Source organism: Cronobacter universalis NCTC 9529, from assembly GCF_001277175.1.
Lineage (GTDB): Bacteria > Pseudomonadota > Gammaproteobacteria > Enterobacterales > Enterobacteriaceae > Cronobacter > Cronobacter universalis.
Window position 1 is genome coordinate 988483 of record NZ_CP012257.1, and the last position, 16769, is coordinate 1005251.

Sequence of the window (16769 nt, forward strand, 5' to 3'; positions counted from 1 at the left end):
AGGCGCATTATGAATAAGCAACACGTAAGGCTCGCCATCGCCCCGATCGGCTGGACGAACGACGATATGCCGGAGCTCGGCAGCGAGAACACCTTCCAGCAGACCGTCAGCGAAATGGCGCTGGCGGGTTTTACCGGCAGCGAAGTGGGCAGCAAATACCCGCGCGATCCGGCCATCCTGAAACCGATGCTGGCTATCCGCGGTATTGAGATCTGCAACGCCTGGTTCAGCACCTTTTTTGCCGCCAGCGAGCGGGAGAAAACGCTCGACGAGTTTGTGAATCACATGAATTTCCTCCACGCGATGGGGGCGAAAGTGATTGGCTGCTCCGAGCAGAGCGGCAGCATTCAGTGCACCACGCTGCCGGTGATGGGGCCAGATAAACCCTGCTTTAGCGAGGAGGAGTGGGCGCGCGTGGCGGAAGGCTATAACACGCTCGGGCGACTCGCCGCCGAAAAGGGGATGCAGGTCTGTCTGCATCACCACATGGGCACCGGCATTCAGACCGCGCAGGAGATAGACACGTTTATGTCGCGGGTGGATGCGTCAGTGTATCTGCTCTATGACACCGGGCACGCCTGGTACTCTGAAGGCAGTGAAGCGGCGATGCTGGCGATCCTCGAAAAACATCTTCCGCGTATCAACCACGTACACTTGAAAGATGTGCGTCCGGCGGTGATTGATGAGGTGAAACGCGACGGGCTTTCCTTCCTGGATGGCGTCAGGAAAGGCACCTTTACGGTGCCGGGCGATGGCGCTATCGATTTCCGCCCGGTATTCCGGCTGCTGGATGAGCACGGCTACCGGGGCTGGATGGTGGTGGAAGCCGAGCAGGACCCGGCGCTGGCGAACCCGTTCGAATACGCCGTGAAAGCGCGTCGCTACCTGCGGGAGACCGCCGGGATCTGACGCCCGCGCGTGGCGAGACCGCGTTCACGCATTGTCTCGCCCGCGCGGGCAGCTTCATTCGCTATTCATCATTATGAAAACAATGTTTCACAATGGCTGGCGCTGTCTGCACGACGGCGCCGGCACGCCTCGCAATACATCTGCCCGCTTTTTTTACCGTCTTTATTTAAATTTTACTTTTAATATCAATGTAATGAATCCATTGCATACATTTGTGGATGTATCTGTTTAAAGCGGCCTGAGGTCAGGCTGCGTGCTCATTATCACAAATGCATAACAAAACATGACCCATCGCTCAAAATTAAAATTCCATTGTTTATATAAATGAAACATTCGATCTAAATTAAGGGTGGTGAATATATCATCAGCCGGGCCCGGCCACAGGCAATGGCCGCCCCGTTTTTCCCTGAACGGCAGGTTACTGGAGTCTTTTATGACTAAAGAACAATATCTCACCCTTAACAGAGCATCAGGGCCTAACAGCGACGCGCCGACGGCGCCGTTTGTCAAAGTGATTGCGATTATCGCCACGCTCGGCGGTCTGCTTTTTGGTTACGACACCGGCGTTATCTCCGGCGCGCTGCTGTTTATGGGCAGCGAACTGCATCTCACCCCGCTCACCACAGGCCTTGTCACCAGCTCTCTGCTTTTCGGCGCCGCGTTTGGCGCGCTGCTCGCGGGCCATATGGCAAACGCCGCGGGACGAAAGAAAATCATCATTTATCTGGCGGTCATCTTCGCGATTGGCGCAATCGGCACCGCGATGGCCCCGGACGTGTCGTGGATGATTTTCTTTCGCCTGGTGCTCGGCGTGGCGGTCGGCGGCGCGGCGGCGACCGTACCGGTGTATATCGCGGAAATTGCGCCCGCCAACAAGCGCGGCCAGCTGGTGACCTTGCAGGAGCTGATGATCGTCTCCGGGCAGTTGCTGGCCTATATCTCCAACGCGTCGTTTCACGAGCTGTGGGGCGGCGAATCCACCTGGCGCTGGATGCTGGCGGTCGCGACGCTGCCCGCCGTGCTGCTGTGGTTCGGCATGATGTTTATGCCTGACACCCCGCGCTGGTACGCCATGAAAGGGCGTCTTGCCGAAGCGCGCCGCGTGCTGGATCGCACCCGTCGCCCGGAGGATGTGGAATGGGAGTTGATGGAGATCGAAGAGACGCTGGAAGCCCAGCGCGCCCAGGGTAAACCGCGCCTGCGCGAACTGCTGACGCCGTGGCTGTTTAAGCTGTTTATGATTGGCATCGGCATCGCGGTCATCCAGCAGATGACCGGCGTAAATACCATTATGTATTACGCGCCGACGGTCCTGACGGCGGTGGGGATGTCCGATAACGCCGCGCTGGTGGCGACGGTCGCCAACGGCGTGGTGTCTGTGCTGATGACGTTTGTGGGCATCTGGATGCTGGGCAAAATCGGCCGTCGCACCATGACCATGATAGGCCAGTTCGGCTGTACCGCGTGTCTGGTGTTTATCGGCGCCGTCAGTTATCTCCTGCCCGAAACCGTGAACGGCCAGCCGGACGCGCTGCGCGGCTACATGGTGCTGGCGGGGATGCTGATGTTCCTGTGCTTCCAGCAGGGCGCGCTCTCGCCCGTCACCTGGCTGCTGCTGTCTGAGATTTTCCCGACCCGCCTGCGCGGCATCTTTATGGGCGGCGCGGTATTTTCCATGTGGATAGCCAACTTCCTGATCTCGCTTTTCTTCCCGATCCTGCTCGCCTGGGTGGGCCTCTCCGGCACCTTCTTTATTTTCGCGGCGTTCGGGATTGTCGGGGCGACGTTCGTGATTAAATGCGTGCCGGAAACCCGCAACCGCAGTCTGGAGCAGATTGAACATTATCTGCATGACTGGCTGGACAGCAGCCCGGAGGGCCAGCGCCGCGCCCGTGAACGCAAGGCGTACCGGGCGCAGATGGACAAAGCGCGTTCATAACGTTATCGCATCGCATCAGGGGAAGCCGGGCGGCTTCCCTTTTTTTTGTGTCCAATTGTTATATTTCTGTAACACACTTTCCGTAGCCTCACGTCCATAAAAATGATTCCCCTTGAAATCGATATTTCGAAAGGAAACCGCAATGGGCAGACCGTTAAAAACCTTATTCAAACGTGAGCATAGTGAAGAGATCAGCAACCCGAGCGATAACCGCGCATTCTCGCAGGTGGCGGAGGTCTATTTGTCGCGCCGCCGCCTGTTGCAGGCCGGCGCGGTCGCCGGCGCCGCGGCGGCGTTTCCGTTTCTGCTGAAACCGGAAAACGCGCTCGCGAAAGCGGTCTCGAACGCGAGCGGCAACCTCGGCAAAGCCACGGCGCTCGGTTTCACCAGTCTGCCGGTTTCCACCGAAGATACCGTTATCGTGCCGGAAGGCTACATCGCGAAGCCCTTCTACAAATGGGGCGACGCCACCGGGCTTGCCGGGAATCTGCCGGTTTTTAAAACCGACGGCAGCAACACCACGGAAGAGCAGGCGGCGCAGGCCGGTATGCACCACGACGGCATGGCGTGGTTTAGCCTGCCGCAGGGCGGGCACAGCGCCGATCACGGCCTGCTCGCCATGAACCATGAATACATCGATAACGGCCTGCTGTTTAAGGATGGCGACGCCAACTGGAGCGCCGACAAAGCGCTGAAAGGCCAGAACGCGATGGGCGTGTCGGTCATCGAAGTGAAAAAAGCGTCCCAGGGCTGGGAAGTGGTGCGCCCGTCGTCTTTCGCGCGCCGCATCACCGTGAACACGCCGATGAAAATCACCGGCCCGGCGCTGCATAACCCGCTGATGCAGACGGCTGACGATCCGAAAGGCGAAACCATTCTCGGCACCATGCAGAACTGCGCCAACGGCTTTACGCCGTGGGGCACCTACCTGACGTGCGAAGAGAACTGGTCCGATATTTTCGTGAAAAAAGCGCAGATGAACCCGCTGGAAAAACGCTACGGCATCAGCGACAGCGACGACTCCTACCGCTGGAACGAAGTGGATAAGCGCTTCAGCGTCGACGCCACGCCGAACGAGCCGAACCGCTTCGGCTGGGTGGTGGAAATCGACCCGTACGATCCGCATTCGGTGCCGCGCAAGCACACCGCGCTTGGCCGCATCAAGCACGAAGGCGCGGCGGTGACGCTCGCGCCGGATAACCGCGTTGTCGTCTATATGGGCGATGACCAGAAATTCGAATACATCTATAAATTTGTCTCGGAAGGCAAATTCAACCCGCAGGATCGCAAAGCCAATATGCGCCTGCTGGAGAAAGGCACGCTGTATGTGGCGAAATTTAACGACGACGGCAAAGGCGAGTGGCTGCCGCTGGTATTCGGCCAGAACGGGCTCGACGCCAGCAAGGGCTTTGAAAACCAGGGCGACCTGCTGATTAAAACCCGTCTGGCGGCAGACGCCGTGGGCGCCACCAAAATGGACCGGCCGGAGTGGATAGCGGTCGATCCGTACCACACCGGCAGCGTTTACTGCACGCTCACCAACAACAGCGATCGCGGCAAAGAAGGCAAAGCGCCGGTGGATGCGGCCAACCCGCGCGCCAAAAACGTTTACGGCCACATCATGCACTGGCTGGAGCAGAACGGCGACCCGACCGCGCTGGCGTTCGCCTGGGATATTCTGGTGATGGGCGGTCGCACCGATACCGACAAACCGGAAGCCAAAGGCAGCATGAAGGGCGCGGAATTCGGCAGCGCCGACGGCCTGAGCTTCGATCATCGCGGCGTGCTGTGGATCCAGACCGATGTGTCGTCATCGACCATCAACCGTAAAGATTACGAAGGCATGGGCAACAACCAGATGGTGGCGACGATCCCCGGCACCAACGAGTTCCGCCGCTTCCTGACCGGCCCGCGCGGCTGCGAAATCACCGGCATCGCGTTCACGCCGGATAACCGGACGCTGTTTATTAACATCCAGCACCCTGGCGAGCCGGGCGAAGGGCTGAGCGATCCGCAGCACCCGACGGCCGTATCGAGCTGGCCCGACGGCGATAAAGGCGGGCGTCCGCGCTCCTCAACCGTGGTTATCGTGAAAGCCGACGGCGGCATGATCGGCACCTGATTTCAGCTTCACAGCCATGAAAAACGCAGGCGCGGTTAGCCTGCGTTTTTTTATTAGAAAGCCCCGTCAGGCCGCGCGCTGGCTTCCTTCACCGCTTTCTGGTGCGGTTTAGAATCATCTGTTATATAACATTCTCTTTTATTCATGTTTACATTCAGGCCTTTCGGTATATTCCTCCAGGATAAGACTGAAAGTCAGAAAGCCTGCGCCTCGCGCGCCGCTGAAGGAAAGTAAAACCTTATGATAGTTTTAAGGAAGATCTCGAAGCTGTTTCATCAGGGTAAGGACACCATTACGGCGGTAGATGACGTCAACCTCGAAGTCGAGCGGGGACAAATCTACGGCATCATCGGCTATAGCGGCGCGGGGAAAAGCACCCTGATTCGCCTGTTAAACGGCCTCGAAAAACCGACGTCCGGCAGCGTGACCGTGGCGGGTAAAGAGATTTCCGCCGCGCGCGGCGAATCGCTGCGTCAGGCGCGCCTGAAAATCAGCATGGTGTTCCAGCACTTTAATCTGCTCTGGTCGCGTACCGTCAGCGAAAACATCGCCTTTTCGATGCAGATCGCGGGCGTGCCGAAAGCGGAAATCAAAACCCGCGTGGCGGAGCTTATCGATCTGGTCGGGCTGAAGGGCCGCGAAAACGCTTATCCGTCGCGCCTGTCCGGCGGGCAGAAACAGCGCGTCGGCATCGCCCGCGCGCTAGCCAACCGCCCGGATGTTTTGCTGTGCGACGAAGCCACCTCGGCGCTGGACCCGCAAACCACCGATCAAATTCTCGATCTGCTCCAGGACATTAACCGCCGCTTCGGGCTCACCATTGTGCTGATCACCCATGAGATGCATGTGGTGCGCAAGATTTGCGATCGCGTGGCGGTGATGGAAAACGGCCGCGTGGTGGAAGAGGGCGACGTGTTGCAGGTCTTCACCCATCCGCAGCAGCCGATTACGCGCCAGTTTGTGCGCCAGATTAGCCAGGAAGGGGCCGACGACGCGTTCGATCCGACGCTTGCGGGCGATCTTAACGGCGCGGTGATCAAACTGACGTTTGTCGGGCACAGCACCCACCAGCCGGTCGTTGGCGAGCTGACGCTGCGCTACGGCCTGCCTTTTAATATTCTGCACGGCAAAATGACCCAGACCGCCCACGGCGTGTTTGGCCAGCTCTGGCTGCATGTGGTGGCGACGCCGGAACAGCTTGAGAATATCCTCGCCGATTTACGCCTGCATGAGATCCACTGCGAGGTTATCAAACATGCTTGAGTCCCTGTTTCCCCATCTGAAGATTGATCAGCTCCTGGCCGCCACCCAAGAGACGCTCTACATGACCGCGCTCTCGGGCGTCGCCACCTTTGTGCTCGGCATTGTGCTGGGGCTGGCGCTGTTCTTAACGGCGCGCGGCGGGCTGTTTGAAAACCGCCTGGTCTATGGCGTTATCTCCATCGTGGTGAACGTGTTCCGTTCCATCCCGTTCATCATCTTGATAGTGCTGCTGATCCCGTTTACCAAAACGATTATCGGCACCATTCTTGGCGCCAACGCCGCGCTGCCGGCGCTGATTGTCGGGGCCGCGCCGTTCTATGCCCGTCTGGTGGAGATTGGCCTGCGCGAAGTCGATAAAGGCGTGATTGAAGCCACCCGCTCGATGGGCGCGCGCATGAGCACGCTGATTTTCCGCGTGCTGCTGCCGGAATCGTCCCCGGCGCTGGTCTCGGGAATTACCGTCACCCTGATTGCGCTGGTGAGCTACAGCGCGATGGCCGGGGTGATTGGCGCAGGCGGGCTTGGAAATCTCGCTTATCTGGAAGGATTCCAGCGTAACCATAACGACGTCACGCTGGTGGCGACGGTCGCTATACTGGTGATCGTCTTCATCATTCAGTTCATCGGTGACGCCTTAACCTCTTATTTAGATAAACGCTAACAACAACAGAGAACACACATCATGAAAAGAGTACTGACGCTGATTGCCGCCGCTACCCTGAGCGTTTCCGCCTGGGCCGACACCCTGACCGTGGGCGCGTCCAACGTGCCGCACGCGGAAATTCTGGAGCAGGCGAAGCCGATTCTGGCTAAGCAAGGCATCGATCTGGAAATCCGTCCGTTCCAGGATTACATCCTGCCGAACACGGCGCTGGCGAGCCGCGACATCGACGCGAACTACTTCCAGCACATCCCGTATCTGAACAGCGTGCTGAAAGATCACGCCGACGACAAAACCTATGATTTCGTGAGCGCGGGCGCGATTCACATCGAGCCTATCGGCATCTACTCCAAAAAATACAAATCCCTGAAAGATCTGCCGGAAGGCGGCAAAGTCATCATGCGTGACGCCGTGGCGGAAGAGGGCCGTATCCTCTCTATTTTCGAGCGTGAAGGCGTCATCAAGCTGAAGCCGGGCGTGAACAAAGTGGACGCGCGCATCAGCGACATCGTCGAGAACCCGAAAAAGCTTAACTTCCTGCCGAACGTGGAGGGCTCTCTGCTGCCGCAGATGTATAACAACGACGAAGGCGACGCGGTGGTGATTAACGCCAACTACGCCATCGACGCGGGCCTCGACCCGGTGAAAGATCCGATCGCGGTGGAAAGCGGCGAGAACAACCCGTACGCCAACATCATCACCGTGCATAAAGGCGACGAGAAGAAAAAAGATATCGTGGCGCTGGTCAACGTGCTGCACTCCAAACAGATTCAGGACTGGATCCGCACCAAATATAAAGGCGCGGTTATTCCGGTGAATAACTGATTAGCGGTAACTATCCTCAGGGGCTGCCATTGCGCAGCCCTTTTTATTTTGAGCGCGGGTAAAGACGGAAATTGACGGCGGTATAGCGTATTGGGTGTCCATTTTGACACAGGCTTCGGGCCGTGCCGCAGGAAGGCGGGTGTTATGATTTGCACGGAAATCATACCGAAGCGCCATCAGGGAGAGTGGATATGGAAATTGAAAATGCCCGCCATTTAACGTCAGGCGAAATCAAAGAAGCGAAGCTTCTTTTTAAAAACTCAATAAATTACCAGAACGTTTTTATTCATAACGAAGCCTGGTTTCCTTTTGGACTGCAGACCGCGCATACCGCGGTTTCGCCTGATGGCGATATCTATTTTCCGCCCTCTGAATATCGTGAAAATTTCGCCAGCAGCACGCTCCGTTTACAGCATCTGTTCATGCATGAAATGATGCATGTCTGGCAATATCAGCACGGTTATCACGTCAAATTACGGGGTATGTTTTCCTGGGCGGTGAGCTATTTTTATACGCTTGAAAGAGGCCGCAGCCTGAAGACATACGCGCTGGAACAGCAGGCCTGTATCGTCGCGGATTATTGGGTCCTGAAATACTATTCTGTCAGGCAGTGGGCGCAGCTAAAAAAATGCCTGAACCCTTTTTCATTTAATGATGTCGCCGGATTGCTGAGCTTATATGAAACCGTTATTGATCGTTTCGCTGAGTAGTCTGCTGGCGGGGTGCGTGTGGTCAGGCGCCGATCGGCCGGTATTTTCTGAAACGGCTAACGTGGCGATCCAGGACAACGCCATTTGCATCTCGCTTCCCGACGCGGCAAAAAATGATGTCGTCACTTATTTCGCATTTTCAGACGGCAATGGCCTGTTTACTGAAACGCATAAAATTTTCCCTGCCTGGAAAAACTGCCTGCCGAATATCACATACAGGCGCGGCGAGCGCTATGAAGTCTGGATAACGCTCATGACGGCGTCGGGGGAATTACGGAAATACGCGGCGGAGTTTACCGCGCCATAAAACCACAGCGCGTCAGGAGGCGGGCAGCAATCCACCCGCCTGCTTTTTTAAATCCTGTGCCCCGGATTGTCGCAGGACAGCGCGTTGGCGGCGCAGATAAGCGACAGATGGCTTAAGCCGAGCGGCATGTTGCCGCGCCAGCCGCCGGTGCGGGTGTCGTACATCTCGTTAAAGATCTGCACGTTGCCGCTCTGACACAGGGTGTCGAGAATTTCTTTCATCTCCTCCTGCGCCTGGTCGCGCTTTTTCAGCTCCGCCAGCGCCTCGACGCGCCAGAAGGCGCAGGCCACAAAGGTGCTCTCTTCCACCTCGACGCCCGAGTAGCGGTAGAGCATCGGGCTGTTATGGCCGAGTTCCTGATAAATCGCCTCAAGTGTGGATAGCATCCGCTTGCGGTTAATTTTGCTGCCGTAGTAGTGGGTGAGGCTGATGGCGGCGTCGAGCGTCTCGCTGCCCGCGTAGAAGGTGTACGCCTGGCGGCTCTCGCTCCAGCAGTGCGTCTCAATCCACTCGCTGATGCGGTCGCGCTCGCGCGCCCAGCGGCCTTTCCATGTCGGCTCGATATGGCCAATCTCCGCCAGCGCCACGGCCTGATCGAGCGCCAGCCAGCAGGCCATTTTCGAGTGAGTGTAGTGACGCTCTTCGGGCAACTCCCAGATGCCGGAATCGGGCAGCCGCCAGCGATCGGCGCAGCGGTTCGCCAGATGGCCCAGCAGGCGCGAGGTCGCGAGATCGAGCACATGCCCCATCTCAACGAACAGCCGCGCGGTGCCGAGCAGATCGCCATACATGCTCGGCTGAAACTGATCGCGCGCGTTATTGCCGACCCGCACCGGCTGCGTGCCCTGGTAGCCTTCGAGCTGCGGGTAGCGCTCCTCCGGCACCAGCCCGCCTTCCAGCGTATAACAGGCGCGCAGGTGGCCGTCGTGGCGGATAATCGTCGAGGTAAGCCAGGAGAACGCCGCCTTACAATCCTCAAGCGACCCCAGATAGACGAACGATTTGATAATCAGGCAGGCGTCGCGCACCCACGCGTAGCGGTAGTCATAATTTTTCTCTTTGCCGATGCCCTCCGGCAGCGAGGTCGTGGCGGACGCCGCCAGCGCCCCGGTCGGCGCGTACCAGAGGAATTTGAGCGCCAGCGCCGAGCGCTTCACATGATGCTCAAACGGGCCGTTCCAGCAGAGGTTTTCCGCCCAGTCGCGCCAGGCGTGGTCGCTGGTTTCGATGCGCTGGTCGATTTTCTCAAGCGGCGGCACCGCCAGCGGCTCCTTTTCGGTCGCCACCAGCGCTATCAACGAGCGCGAGCCGGGCGAGGTGGTGAGCGTGCCGCGCATACCCGTATCGTCGCAGTATTCGGTCTCCACATCATCCGTACAGCGCACGGCGACCATTAAATCGTCGAGGTGGAAAATCGTTTTCTCCTGGACGTGATCCAGCCACGGCGAACAGGTGCGGGCGCGCGTGCCGGGCTTAAAAACCACATTCAGACGCACATGGCCCTTAATGCCTTCGACGCGGCGCGCCATCTCGCTCCAGGGCAGGCGTCCGGCGAATGTACTGTTGATGGATTCGGTAATCAGTACTTCGCCGGAGGCGGTTTTATAGCGCGTCTCCAGCACGTTGCTGTTCTCGCGGTAGCTGCGCGACATCTCCCACTCGTCTTCGGGCGTCAGCGCGAAGTAACCGCCCAGGGGCGCGTCGAGAATGCGGTCAAACAGCGGCGGCGAATCGAGATTCGGCACGCACCACCAGTCGATTGCGCCGTCCGGCGCGATAAGCGCCACCGAGCGGCCTTCGCCGATGACGGCGTAATCGCCGAGACCCGCGTAGCCGTTCTCGCGCGCGGGGGAGCGGTAGGTCTTATTTTTCACAGGCGGGATAATCCTTTCTCTGAACAGGCGCGGGCGCCTGCGACGAAACGGTAATGCTTTAAGCGTAGACCATGAGAGCATGGTCACAATTTGACCAGAGAAGGGGCGGGATAAAAAAACGGCCCGCCGGGCGGCAGGCCGTAAGGGGCAGGATTAACCCAGGTTGTTCGGGAAATCCGCGGGCAGTTCGCTTGCCGGGCAGGCGATGACGCTTTCGTCATTGGCGCCGCAGTCGCGCACAAATGTGATGGTGGCGAATTCGTCGATCACTTCGGTCGGGTAAGCCGGGCCGGCTTCGCGGTAGGCTTCCATCTGCGCGATATGCTCGTTCTGGAAGCACACCGTTTTCTTCGGATCGTTCATCACCCAGCGCGGGAAGAAAATGGTGCCGTGGAACAGACGATCGCCGAGGTTGGCAATCAGGCTCACGTCGGTGCCGGTCGGTTCGGTCCAGGAGACTTTATAGATGTTCTCGCCGACGCGGACGATATAAACACGCTGATCTTTCACCCAGCGGTTGCCGACGATGCCGCTGTGGATGCGATAGTCGATGGTGTTGTCGTTTTTAATGTATAGCTCGTAGTTCCAGCCGTTGTCGTAGGTGTAGACCAGATGTTTACCCACAAAACCGCTTAAATCGTGTTTGTCGAAGTTACTCATTGTTGGCCTCCTTTGTTTCGTTGAGATAAGCATAGCCCTTTATTTTTTTAATGAATAACGCTAATTTTGCATAAAACAGATTCAAAATTTCGATGGATTATGCACAAAACAACGCTGGAACAGTGGGCTTTATTGAACAAAGTGGTGGAAGAGGGCAGCTTTGCCCGGGCGGCGGAAAGCACGCACCGCAGCCAGTCGTCGGTGAGTTACAACCTGGCGCTGCTACAGGAGCGGCTCGGCGTGGCGCTGCTCGAAACCCAGGGCCGCCGCGCGGTGCTGACGCCCGCAGGCGAACTGCTGCTGGCGCAGGTGCGCCCGCTGCTCAGCGCCTTTAGCTGGGTGGAGGCGCATGCCGCGACGCTTCGCGACGGCGTGCGCACCCGCATCGATCTGGTGGTGGATAACATTTTCCCGCGCGAGACGCTGTTCGCTATCCTGCGCGAGTTTCAGCGCCAGCATCCGTCCACGCAGGTGCAACTGACCGAAGTGCTGGAGAGCCAGAGCGACGTTATCGCCGCCCACTCCAGCGCCGATCTGCTGGTGCTTTCGCGCCGTGAAGACAGCCTCGGGCGCGGCGAATGGCTGATGAACGTGAATTTTGTGGCGGTGGCGCACCGCGATCATCCGCTGGCGCAGATGCCGGGGCCGATTGGCGATGAAGCGCTCGGGCGTTTCGCCCGCATCCGGCTTGCGGGCGGGCAAACCCAAAGCCCCGGCGGCGCGCCGGAGCAGTGGGTTTTCTCAACGGTGGATGCGGCTATCGAAGCGGTGATGCATCAGGTGGGTTACGGCTGGCTGCCGGAGGCGCGGATCGCAGGCCCGCTCTCGCAGGGGCTGCTGCGCGCGCTGCCGCTCGCTCACGGCGCGCGGCGCGCAACACCCCTGCATCTGATGGTGAAAAAAGATTTACAGGTGCCCGATGCCGCCGTCAGCACGCTGATAGCCCTGTTCAGCCGTCTGTGCGAGGCGTAGCGGTGCGACGGTTGCCAAGATAAATCAGCGCCAGCGCGACGGCGAGACAGAGCACCGCGCCAAGACGGCTTAGCGAGAACGGGATCGCCGCGTTGCCGAGCCAGCCGAAATTATCGATAAGCATACTCATGGCGAGCTGGCCGAAAATCACCGCCACCGTCGCGACCGCCGTGCCGATGCGCTGCACCGCCAGCACCATAATCACGATATACGGCACGCCGCACAGCGCGCCGGTGAGCTGCCACTTCGGCACGTCCAGAAGCGATGTCGCATGCGGCGGCTCAAAGAAGAAAATCAGCAGCGCGCAGACCAGCGCCCCCACCGAGAATGTCAGAAAGGCGCAGCGGAACACGCCGACTTTGCCGCCGAGCTGGCCGTTGATCGCCGCCTGAATACTCAGCAGCGCGCCGCCAAGAATGGCGAGAATAATCATGATTGTCGTCATTGTGGTTCCTTAGCTTTGCGCGACCAGCGCGAGGGCGGCGAGAATAAACCCCAGCGCCAGCAGGCGCAGTTTGTCTATCGGGCGGCGCTCAACGCCGAACAGCCCGAAATGGTCGATAATCAGGCTCTTGAAGACCTGCCCCGCCAGAATGCCAATCATGGTCATGGCGATGCCGATAACCGGCGTGGCGACGGTGAGAATAACGACATACCCCGCGCCGAGCAGGCCGCCGGTCAGCTGCCAGCCGGGCTGTGCGAAAAACGACGGGCTGTTGCGCGGGCTGTAAAACAGCATCAGCAGAAAGGTAAGCGCCGCGCCGACGCCGAAAATACTGAACGCCGCCCAGAAATCGCCCACTTCGCCGCCGAGCGGCCCCAGCAGGCCCGCCTCAACCGAAAGGCCCATCCCGCCCGCAATCACGAGCGCTATTAATAAAAGCTGCATGGTAATCCTTAAATAAATGCCAGGCGGCGCAGTGTAGCGGAGCGCGATGCGTTAAAAAACGCTACGATCCACGAAACACCTTTGCAGGAATCGCACAGATGAACGAGAGCGGGGCGGTGAATATCCGCGCACTTCAGCTTTTTATCAGCGTCTTTGACGGGCAGAGTTTTTCGGCGGTGGCGCGCCGGGAGGGCGTATCGGCGTCGATGATTTCGCGCACCGTCCGCCAGCTTGAAGAGGCGCTCGGCCAGCAGCTTTTCTACCGCAACACCCGCGCGGTGATCCCGACCGAAGCGGGGCGGCTGTTCGCGCAGTATGCGCGCGGCATTACCGAGCAGTTCAGCGAGGCGCGGCGCGAGCTCCAGGACCGCTCGCTTGAGCCGTCCGGGCTGCTGCGCATCAACGCGCCGGTGTTCTTCGGGCAGCGGCATATCGCGCCCTGGCTGACCGGGCTTGCGGAGCGCTACCCGCGTCTGCAACTGGCATTAACCCAGACGGACGATTACGTCGACCCGCACCGCGACGCCACCGATCTTATCGTGCGCATCGGCACGCTCACCGATTCGAGCTTTCACGCCCGTGTGTTCTGCGAGCAGCGCTACTACTTCGCCGCCGCGCCGCGTTATCTGGCGCGTTACGGCGCGCCCGCCTCGCCGGAGGCGTTTCACGCGCACCAGTGCCTGGTGTACAGCGGCTCCTCGGGGCCGAACCGCTGGCTGGCGCGCAAACCCGGCGAGCCGTGGGTGCATTACCCGGTGAACGCGCGGCTGGTGTCAAACAACGCGCATTCGCTGCTCACCGCCGCGCTCGACGGCATGGGGCTGGTGCTGTTCCCGGACTGGATGACAGGCGAGTGGCTGAAGCAAGGGAGGCTGGTGAAAGTGCTGCCGGAGTATGAGGCGGCGATCAACACCGAGGCGCAGCACATCGCGGCCATCTACCCGAACGCGCGTCACCCGCCGCTTAATGTGCGCGCGGCGATCGACTACTTTGTGGAGGTGTTCGGCACGCCGGTCTGGTGGCAGCGCGACTGACTCGCGCCCATAAAAAAGGCCGCGCGGGGCGGCCTTTTGACGTTTACGCGCGGTTACGGCAGCGCGTAGGCAATCACGTAATCCCCGCGATCCGGAGACTGGCGAGCGCCGCCTGCGGAGATAAGCACATACTGTTTGCCGGTTTTCGGCGAAACATAGCTCATCGGGCCGCCCTGGCTGCCGACCGGCAGACGCGCTTTCCACACCTCTTTACCGGTGGAGGAGTCAAAGGCGCGCAGGTAGTAATCCTGAGTACCGGCGATAAACACCAGTCCGCCCTGCGTCGCCAGCGTACCGCCGAGCGTCGGCATGCCCACCGGCATCGGCGCGCGCATTTTGATCCCGAACGGGCCGGTATCCTGCACGGTGCCGACCGGCACCTGCCAGACGATTTTCTGCGTTTTCAGGTCGATGGCCGACAGCGTGCCGAACGGCGGCGCCTGACATGGGATGCCGAGCGGCGACATAAAGCGGTTTTTATTTACCGCGTACGGGGTGCCTTTGAGCGGCACCGCGCCCATACCGGTGTTGATCGCCTCGCCGCCGTTGCTGCCGCGATCGATGGCGTCGGTATTCGCCGGGATCATCTGCACCCACAGGCCAAGACGCATGTCGTTGACGAAGAGGTAATGATTATTCGGGTCGGTGGAGAGGCTGCCCCAGTTCATCCCGCCGAGCGATCCGGGGAAGCTCAGGGATTTATCGGTGCCGGGCACGGTAAACAGGCCGTCGTAACGCATACCTTTGAAGGCGATGCGGCAGACGAGCTGATCGAACGGCGTCGCGCCCCACATATCCGATTCCGTCAGCGTCTGCGCGCCAATCTGCGGCATACCGACCGAGTGCGGCTGCGTTTTGGTGTACTGCTCATTCGGGATGTCGCCAGGCTTCATCGGCAGCTCTTTGACTTCTGTCAGCGGCTTGCCGGTCAGGCGATCGAGAACGAAAATCTGCCCGGCTTTGGTGCCGAACACCACGGCCGGCGTGGTTTTGCCGTCTTTTTGCGGGAAGTCCACCAGGCTCGGTTGCATCGGGATGTCGAAATCCCACAGATCGTTATGGACGGTCTGATACACCCATTTCTCTTTGCCGGTGGTGGCGTCCAGCGCCAGCACCGACGCGCCATATTTATGATCGAGCGGCGTGCGGTTCGCGCCCCACAGATCCACCGAGGAACTGCCCATCGGGATAAACACGGTGTTCATCGCCGGATCGTATGACATCGGCGCCCACGAGTTCGGCGTGCTGCGCGCATAGTGCTGGCCCGGTTGCAGGCGGGCGTTCGGATCCTCGTTACCCGGGTCGAACGCCCAGCGCATCTCGCCGGTGATCACATCGAAGCCGCGCAGTACGCCGCCTGGCATATCGGTCTGCACGTTATCCGCCACGCGGCCGCCGACAACCACCGTCGTCCCGGCCATCGTCGGGGCGGAGGTGAGCTGATATTTCGGGTCCTGCGCCTCGCCAAGCCCCGCTTTCAGATCCACCACGCCGTGATTGCCGAAGCCTTCGCAGAATTCGCCGTTATCGGCGTTGAGCGCAATCAGGCGCGCGTCGATGGTATTCATCAGAATGCGACGCTGGCAGGCGGCGCCCGCGGCAAGCGAAGGCGCTGGCACCGGTGTGGCGCCCGGCAGGGTCGGTTGCACGACAGGTTTGGTCGCGTCGAAATACGCAAGGCCGCGGCAGCGGTTCCAGACTTCCGCTTTGGCGTTGATTTCACGCTTCCAGATCTGCTTACCGCTGTCCGCTTCTACCGCAATGACATTGTTGTGCGGGGTGCAGAGATAAAGCGTATTGCCGATTTGCAGCGGCGTCTGCTGATCTTCCGCGCCGTTGCCGGTCGGGCTGTCAGGGATGTCGCCGGTGTGGAACGTCCAGGCGACTTTCAGATCTTTAACGTTATCGCGGTTAATCTGATCCAGCGCGACGAAGCGGCTGCCGCCCGGCGTATTGCCATAATTCGCCCAGTCTTTTTGCGCGTTCTCTTTATCGACCGGTTTTAGCGGCAGCGGATCGCCTTTAAACGCGACCGTCGGGTGCGGCTGGAACATCTGGATAAGCGTCACCACCATGCCGATGGCAATAACGGCGCTAAACGCGTAAGAGAGTTTCGCCAGCGGCGCTTTGCCTTCGCGACGGCGCAGGGCAGGCCAGGTGAGAAACGCCAGCAGCATCATGCCCGCAGGCACCATCAGGCGCGACACCAGCCCCCAGAACGACAGGCCCGTGTCATACAGCGCCCAGATAATCGTGCCGACAAACACCAGAATAAAGAGCGGCACGGCGGAGGCGCGACGGCGCAAAAACTGAATGGCTGAAAGCAGTGTCACTACCCCGGCAATCAGAAAGTAGACGCTGCCGCCAAGCGACACCAGCTTGCCGCCGCCGATAACAAAGAAGAGGCCGATAGCAAGCAATACCAGCCCCAGTAATACAGACCAGATGGCCAGCCCCTTAGAGCCGCCGGTCTTGTTTTCCGTCATACAATTACTCTCCCGAAAAGATGCAAACCCGCGCATAGCGGATACAAAAACGCATCATACAGAATATATGATGCGTAAAATTCGCACAAAAAAGCCTTTCGAGTGTAACATCAGACAG

General features: G+C 59.5%; 15 protein-coding genes. 10 read left to right on the forward strand and 5 right to left on the reverse strand.

The annotated features are described in order from the left end of the window. The first annotated feature begins 9 nt into the window (after nt 1-9). From iolE to AFK65_RS04520, 8 genes are all read left to right on the forward strand, one after another. Nucleotides 10-909 carry a myo-inosose-2 dehydratase gene (iolE, locus tag AFK65_RS04485; RefSeq protein WP_038857894.1) on the forward strand — a complete coding sequence of 300 codons (900 nt, stop codon included), beginning with the start codon at nt 10-12 and terminating at the stop codon, nt 907-909. Nucleotides 910-1342: 433 nt separating this feature from the next. Continuing rightward, nucleotides 1343-2848, forward strand: a complete 1506-nt coding sequence (locus tag AFK65_RS04490) for a sugar porter family MFS transporter (protein WP_007700669.1) — start codon at nt 1343-1345, stop codon at nt 2846-2848. Between the two features lie 142 nt (nt 2849-2990). Further along, nucleotides 2991-4970, forward strand: coding sequence for a PhoX family protein (locus AFK65_RS04495; RefSeq protein WP_038857893.1), 1980 nt, complete (start codon nt 2991-2993; stop codon nt 4968-4970). A gap of 240 nt (nt 4971-5210) precedes the next feature. After that, nucleotides 5211-6233 (forward strand): methionine ABC transporter ATP-binding protein, encoded by a 1023-nt coding sequence (locus AFK65_RS04500; RefSeq protein ID WP_038857892.1) that lies wholly within the window; start codon nt 5211-5213, stop codon nt 6231-6233. Beyond that, nucleotides 6226-6894 (forward strand): methionine ABC transporter permease, encoded by a 669-nt coding sequence (locus AFK65_RS04505; protein ID WP_004387057.1) that lies wholly within the window; start codon nt 6226-6228, stop codon nt 6892-6894. Before AFK65_RS04500 ends, AFK65_RS04505 begins: the two co-directional genes overlap by 8 nt. Nucleotides 6895-6915: 21 nt before the next feature. Further along, nucleotides 6916-7719 (forward strand): MetQ/NlpA family ABC transporter substrate-binding protein, encoded by an 804-nt coding sequence (locus tag AFK65_RS04510; protein ID WP_004387056.1) that lies wholly within the window; start codon nt 6916-6918, stop codon nt 7717-7719. Between the two features lie 191 nt (nt 7720-7910). Beyond that, nucleotides 7911-8429 (forward strand): hypothetical protein, encoded by a 519-nt coding sequence (locus tag AFK65_RS22180; protein ID WP_007700998.1) that lies wholly within the window; start codon nt 7911-7913, stop codon nt 8427-8429. Further along, on the forward strand, nt 8398-8736 hold the full coding sequence (locus tag AFK65_RS04520) for a putative T6SS immunity periplasmic lipoprotein (RefSeq protein WP_225805808.1): 339 nt from the start codon (nt 8398-8400) through the stop codon (nt 8734-8736). Before AFK65_RS22180 ends, AFK65_RS04520 begins: the two co-directional genes overlap by 32 nt. Before the next feature lie 47 nt (nt 8737-8783). Here the strand turns inward: AFK65_RS04520 and AFK65_RS04525 are convergent, their stop codons facing one another. Further along, entirely contained in the window at nt 8784-10610 is a 1827-nt protein-coding gene (locus AFK65_RS04525) for a glycoside hydrolase family 15 protein (protein ID WP_038857891.1), read from the reverse strand. A gap of 153 nt (nt 10611-10763) precedes the next feature. After that, a complete protein-coding gene (locus AFK65_RS04530; RefSeq protein WP_007701026.1) occupies nt 10764-11270 on the reverse strand; it encodes a phenolic acid decarboxylase in 507 nt (168 codons plus the stop codon). 99 nt (nt 11271-11369) lie between these two features. Here AFK65_RS04530 and AFK65_RS04535 point away from each other — a divergent pair, with 99 nt between their 5' ends. Beyond that, nucleotides 11370-12242: a LysR family transcriptional regulator gene (locus tag AFK65_RS04535; protein WP_038857890.1), complete on the forward strand. Its 873-nt coding sequence runs from the start codon at nt 11370-11372 to the stop codon at nt 12240-12242. Here AFK65_RS04535 and AFK65_RS04540 read toward each other — a convergent pair. Together AFK65_RS04540 and AFK65_RS04545 are read right to left on the reverse strand one after the other, a co-directional pair. Continuing rightward, complete coding sequence (locus tag AFK65_RS04540; RefSeq protein ID WP_007701287.1) at nt 12220-12687, reverse strand: DMT family transporter; 468 nt, start codon at nt 12685-12687, stop codon at nt 12220-12222. The two genes, AFK65_RS04535 and AFK65_RS04540, sit on opposite strands and share 23 nt — an antisense overlap. Before the next feature lie 9 nt (nt 12688-12696). Next, the gene (locus AFK65_RS04545) at nt 12697-13131 is read right to left on the reverse strand and encodes a DMT family transporter (protein ID WP_007701290.1); all 435 of its coding nucleotides are present in this window, start codon (nt 13129-13131) and stop codon (nt 12697-12699) included. Nucleotides 13132-13229: 98 nt separating this feature from the next. Here AFK65_RS04545 and AFK65_RS04550 point away from each other — a divergent pair, with 98 nt between their 5' ends. Further along, nucleotides 13230-14165 (forward strand): LysR family transcriptional regulator, encoded by a 936-nt coding sequence (locus tag AFK65_RS04550; protein ID WP_007701294.1) that lies wholly within the window; start codon nt 13230-13232, stop codon nt 14163-14165. A gap of 53 nt (nt 14166-14218) precedes the next feature. On the opposite strand, the gene AFK65_RS04555 is transcribed toward AFK65_RS04550, so the two are convergent. Next, nucleotides 14219-16651 (reverse strand): glucose/quinate/shikimate family membrane-bound PQQ-dependent dehydrogenase, encoded by a 2433-nt coding sequence (locus AFK65_RS04555; protein ID WP_007701342.1) that lies wholly within the window; start codon nt 16649-16651, stop codon nt 14219-14221. Nucleotides 16652-16769 lie beyond the last annotated feature (118 nt).